Here is a 4905-nt window from a genome sequence, read left to right as displayed (position 1 = left end):
GCAAATAACCGATATTTGAGGGATTGGCATTGGTAAAGAGCCACACAAAGGAAAGGAAACTGTGTATTTCGCCATTGAGACTAGCGCACTTTAATCCAGGTTATACATCCTGGTTGATAGGTACTATGTAGGTGTTTAAAGTTTAGACATGTCCGGAAAAATGTAAATTTTATCAGGATTGACTGAGTAAAATTTACTTGGGCGAATGTCCATGTATCCCAGCGCTGAATCTTTAATTACAGCGCTAGACTTATAGCCTCCCCCCACCTTTAATTAAGGGTTGTGTTAAGGGTTTACTTTCAACGCCGACTTGCCAGCCTTTTGTTGCTTGACAAATCACACTTGAAAGGAATTAACCCTTTGGTAGTATTTTAGCACAGTAACATCCTCCCTGAAACGTGAGGTCAAACCTGCTGTAAATCCTTGGTTACTGATCACTCTATTCACTCTATGCTGAACCCGGTTGAAGCTGGGAAGTTTACACGCCTGTTACGGCGCTTTGCCTGTGCAGATCAGGAAATGACAGAAAACGAGTATCATGAGCCTCCCGCTCTATTTGACCCGACTTCACCGCCTCATAAAGAACAGTCAAAGCCTCAAGCTCTGATGTTTGATAACCTTTTATTTCCAGAATTTGGCGAATTAGCCCCTCAGAAGCAACGCTGAGGCAGCCGGTTTTAAGAGCCGATTGGACAAGAGTGCGAAGAATCATGGTAACCAAGCATTTGTAATCATAGGGGTACTCCTAACACTATCGACGATCTTCGCGTTAAAGACCTTGATAAGTGTCAGTTGCTTGGTGTGATTTTCAACACAATATAGAGTGATGTGTGTCACTCTAAAACCAACTTATCGCCTGTAGGCACCCCTGAACCCTAAAATTACAAGAATTGCTTATGTACTATCCTAAAAGCTTTTTGTTAAGAATTTGTAAAATTAGCACAGTTTTTTTGAAAAGAGTTTGTTAAAGTTAGTCGTGCCGCTAACTCCAGCCGCTCAATTATTAAGGAAATCAACAGACAGATGTTTGCGATCGCGCTCAAACAGGAGCAATACTCAACCTATATCCTCACCGCCCAAGACTCTCAGTCTCGGTTGGAAGTCGTTCCCGAACGCGGCGGTCTAATCTCTCACTGGAGTGTTCAAGGTCAGGACATCCTCTACTTCGATGCCGAACGGTTTCGAGACCCGACCTTGACTGTGCGAGGTGGTATCCCGATTCTGTTTCCCATCTGCGGCAACTTACCGGACAATACCTACACCCATCAGGGCAAACCAGATCAACTCAAACAGCATGGTTTCGCCCGCGATTTGCCCTGGCAGGTCACAGAACGGGTGACGAATGATTTGGTTAGCCTTACCCTAGTCTTGAATAGTAATGACCAAACTCGCGCTGTTTATCCCTTCGACTGGCAACTCACCTTCACGTACCAACTTCAGGGCAATACCTTGACACTAATCCAGCGCTATACGAATCAGTCGGCTGAGGTGATGCCCTTTTCGACAGGAGTGCATCCGTACTTCTTAACCTCAGATAAAACCCAACTCCAATTTGAGATTCCGGCTTCAGAGTATCAGGATCAGCTAACTGGACAAGTTTCCCCCTTCACGGGCGGCTTTGATTGGAGTAAGGATGAAATTGATGTCGCCTTTCGCCCACTCACGGGTCAATCAGCAACGGTGACCGACCAGCAACGGCGGTTAAAACTAACCCTGACCTACGGTGAACCCTACTCAACTCTGGTCTTCTGGACGGTTAAAGGCAAAGACTACTACTGTTTGGAACCCTGGAGCGCTCCCCGTAACGCCTTAAACACAGGAGACCATCTCACCAAATTGCCTCCTGGAGAGAGTTTGGAGACTTCGATCCAACTCAACGCCACTTTTTTTTGAAAAACCCTCTACATTTTTGGTGATTTCTGCTATTGTAGAAAACGGCGCTTGAAAACGCGCATGACTTTGGGTCGCTAGCTCAGCGGTAGAGCACTCGGCTTTTAACCGATTGGTCTTGGGTTCGAATCCCAGGCGACCCATTTTGTCATATTTATTTTTCTTTATAGTCAGGCACTGTGGAGTTGATAAAGAAGACTAATTTTAGAATCTTGACAAGATAATTTCCTATAAACTGAAAAATATCTTAAGATTATTCTAAGAATTAAGTTTCTAGAAACGACTAGCTGACAAAACACCTAAAGTTAGGAGGACTTTTTTATGGCACTCGTACCCATGCGGCTGCTTTTAGATCATGCGGCAGAGAATGGCTATGGCATTCCAGCATATAACGTTAACAACATGGAGCAGATCCTGGCAATTATGCAGGCTGCTGATGAAGCTGACAGCCCCGTGATCCTACAAGCCTCTCGCGGCGCTCGCAAATATGCAGGTGAGAACTTCCTGCGCCACTTGATCACGGCAGCAGTGGAAACTTACCCCCATATCCCCATTGCTATGCACCAAGACCATGGGAATGGTCCAGCTACTTGCTACTCGGCTATCCGCAATGGTTTTACCAGTGTGATGATGGACGGTTCGCTGGAAGAAGATGCCAAAACTCCAGCTAGCTTCGAGTACAACGTGAATGTCACGGCTGAAGTGGTAAAAGTTGCTCACTCTGTCGGTGTCAGCGTTGAAGGGGAACTGGGTTGTCTCGGTTCTTTGGAAACGGGGATGGGTGACAAGGAAGATGGTCACGGTGCAGAAGGTAAGCTGTCCCGTGAACAATTGTTGACTGACCCGGATCAAGCCGTTGAGTTTGTTGAGCGCACCCAAGTTGATGCTCTAGCCGTAGCCATTGGCACGAGTCACGGTGCTTACAAGTTTACTCGTAAGCCCACGGGTGAAATTCTTGCCATCAGTCGGATTGAGGAAATTCATAACCGTCTACCTAATACTCATTTGGTAATGCATGGTTCCTCCTCTGTACCTCAAGAGTGGCTGGATATGATCAACCAATATGGTGGTGCAATCCCAGAAACTTACGGTGTGCCTGTAGAAGAGATTCAAAAGGGCATTAAGAGCGGTGTTCGTAAGGTTAACATTGATACCGACAATCGTTTGGCAATCACTGCTGCAATCCGTGAAGCGGCTGCCAAAGATCCCAAAAACTTTGACCCGCGCCATTTCATGAAGCCTTCGATTAAGTACATGAAGCAGGTTTGCTCGGATCGTTATCAGCAATTCGGTACGGCGGGTAATGCTAGCAAGATTAAGCAAATGACATTGGATGAGTTTGCGGCTAAGTATGCCAAGGGCGAGTTAGCGGCTGTTACTAAGCAGACTGTAAAGGCTTAATCGTTGACCGGGTAACACCCATTTATAGCGAATCCCCCGTTAATAGGCGGGGGATTTTGCTGGTTGGGGAAGAGAAGATCAGTTAGACGCGCTGAAGATACTGATAGTTTTGGTTTTCTACACACTTACGTAACTCTTGCAGTTTTTTTAAGCGATAAGTAGCCTGTTGGTAGTCGGCTTTTGCAGCACAGGTTTCAAGCTGAGTTAGGACGACATTACTTTCGTCTGCGATCGCTTCCAGGAAAAATAGTCTGAGTTGGCGGCGATTCTCTTGATCTAACGGCACTAACGGTAATTTTTCTTCTTCTCCATCTATTTTTATTTTTGTTTCTAAGGATTGCCCAATTTTCGAGAAGGTTGATTGAGCTAACCATTCATAAATATTTTCTGATAATTCTACATACTCTGGTTCCTGATTATTAGCCGAGTAGAAAATAATATCTAACATAATCTAGTCTCCGTAAGCTGTCATGCATTTAAATTGGGTATTAGCAGCGAGCAAGATGCAAAGCCTGCGGCATGGCTTCGCTAAACGCACTACAAGGATTTTGCCATTCTTGACATTAAGGTTTAAATGCCGAACAGCTTATCATCAGACCAGTTTGTTGTCTTAGTCGCAGGATGAATCACCATGCGATCGCGTCATCATAATCAGTTGTCTTTTGAATACACAATCTGTTCACCTTGTCAAGGGTTACTAAATTAAACGCCCCAAGTGCTTCAAGATTCTCAACACTTCATAAAGATTGTTAAGATAGTGCGATCGCGTGGCAAACAAATCCGAAATTCCATACTGTTTGCCTAATGTTTTGATGAACAAAAAGCTGCTACCATTGGCTACCATACCATAGAGCGGTTGTTCTGAACCTGTAAGAGATCATCACCTGTCATCTCCAGGGGTTGTTCTCCCGGCAAGAATACCAGAATTAATCGCTCATCCGGGTCAATAAACCATCCTAACTGAGTACCGTGTCTCAGACAATGGAGGATATTTCTGATTACCTTTGTGGCATTCTGATCAGGGGAGAGAATTTCAATTGTCCAATCGGGAGAAAGCGCGAATACATTTTCGATTTCACCGTTAGCATCAATAGGTATTCGTTGCCATTGAAATACGGTAACATCAGGAACAATTGAACGCCCGCCAAAGGTGCAACGCAGTTCAGGAAAAGCGAGGACAATTTGCGACTCTTCAGCGACGTGGTTTATCTTATTACAAAGTTGAAACTGTAGGCGAGAGTGTTTGCCTTGGCGCATTGGTTTTTGGTAGATGCGACCATTAATAAATTCACTGGCAGGTTTTGTCTCTGGCTGGTTGAGGAATTCGGCTAAGGTAATGGTTTGATCTAGAGTCGTTGTCATGGTTGCGAGTCGCCTCCTTCCAGGCTAATTCCAGTGTTTCTTGGACTTGACGGAATGCCGTAATATCGTCTCCAAGAGATTGTCTATTTTATCGCGCCCTCATCCACATAACCCGTAGGGGCGGGTTTAGGGACTAACCTTTGGCATATAACCGCTAACTGTTGTACCAAACCCGCCCTCCCCCAGCCGTGCGATCGCTTAATATCAATAATGGCGCAATCCTTGTAGTGCGTTTAGCGAAGCCATGCCGCA

At 45.2% G+C, this 4905-nt stretch carries 6 protein-coding genes and 1 tRNA gene; 4 read left to right on the top strand and 3 right to left on the bottom strand.

Annotated elements, in window-relative coordinates:
- Positions 1 to 450: 450 nt before the first annotated feature.
- The 4 genes from ACLFWI_RS26765 (at position 451) to fba (ending at position 3291) form a co-directional block, all read left to right on the top strand.
- Complete coding sequence (locus ACLFWI_RS26765; RefSeq protein ID WP_446415449.1) at positions 451 to 666, top strand: hypothetical protein; 216 nt, start codon at positions 451 to 453, stop codon at positions 664 to 666.
- A gap of 357 nt (positions 667 to 1023) precedes the next feature.
- Positions 1024 to 1893: an aldose epimerase family protein gene (locus ACLFWI_RS26760; RefSeq protein WP_446415448.1), complete on the top strand. Its 870-nt coding sequence runs from the start codon at positions 1024 to 1026 to the stop codon at positions 1891 to 1893.
- Between the two features lie 68 nt (positions 1894 to 1961).
- A tRNA-Lys gene (locus ACLFWI_RS26755) sits at positions 1962 to 2033 on the top strand.
- 178 nt (positions 2034 to 2211) lie between these two features.
- The gene (gene fba, locus ACLFWI_RS26750; protein WP_446415447.1) at positions 2212 to 3291 is read left to right on the top strand and encodes a class II fructose-bisphosphate aldolase; all 1080 of its coding nucleotides are present in this window, start codon (positions 2212 to 2214) and stop codon (positions 3289 to 3291) included.
- Positions 3292 to 3373: 82 nt separating this feature from the next.
- Here the strand turns inward: fba and ACLFWI_RS26745 are convergent, their stop codons facing one another.
- From ACLFWI_RS26745 to ACLFWI_RS26735, 3 genes are all read right to left on the bottom strand, one after another.
- The gene (locus ACLFWI_RS26745; RefSeq protein ID WP_446415446.1) at positions 3374 to 3739 is read right to left on the bottom strand and encodes a hypothetical protein; all 366 of its coding nucleotides are present in this window, start codon (positions 3737 to 3739) and stop codon (positions 3374 to 3376) included.
- A 249-nt stretch (positions 3740 to 3988) separates the two neighbouring features.
- Complete coding sequence (locus tag ACLFWI_RS26740) at positions 3989 to 4111, bottom strand: hypothetical protein (RefSeq protein WP_446415445.1); 123 nt, start codon at positions 4109 to 4111, stop codon at positions 3989 to 3991.
- 17 nt (positions 4112 to 4128) lie between these two features.
- Entirely contained in the window at positions 4129 to 4653 is a 525-nt protein-coding gene (locus ACLFWI_RS26735; RefSeq protein WP_446415444.1) for a Uma2 family endonuclease, read from the bottom strand.
- Between the last annotated feature and the right edge of the window lie 252 nt (positions 4654 to 4905).

Source organism: Coleofasciculus sp. (assembly GCF_046539235.1).
Classification (GTDB): Bacteria; Cyanobacteriota; Cyanobacteriia; order Cyanobacteriales; family Coleofasciculaceae; genus Coleofasciculus.
Note: the sequence above shows the minus strand (reverse complement) of the source record. Positions and strands in the feature narration are given on the sequence as shown.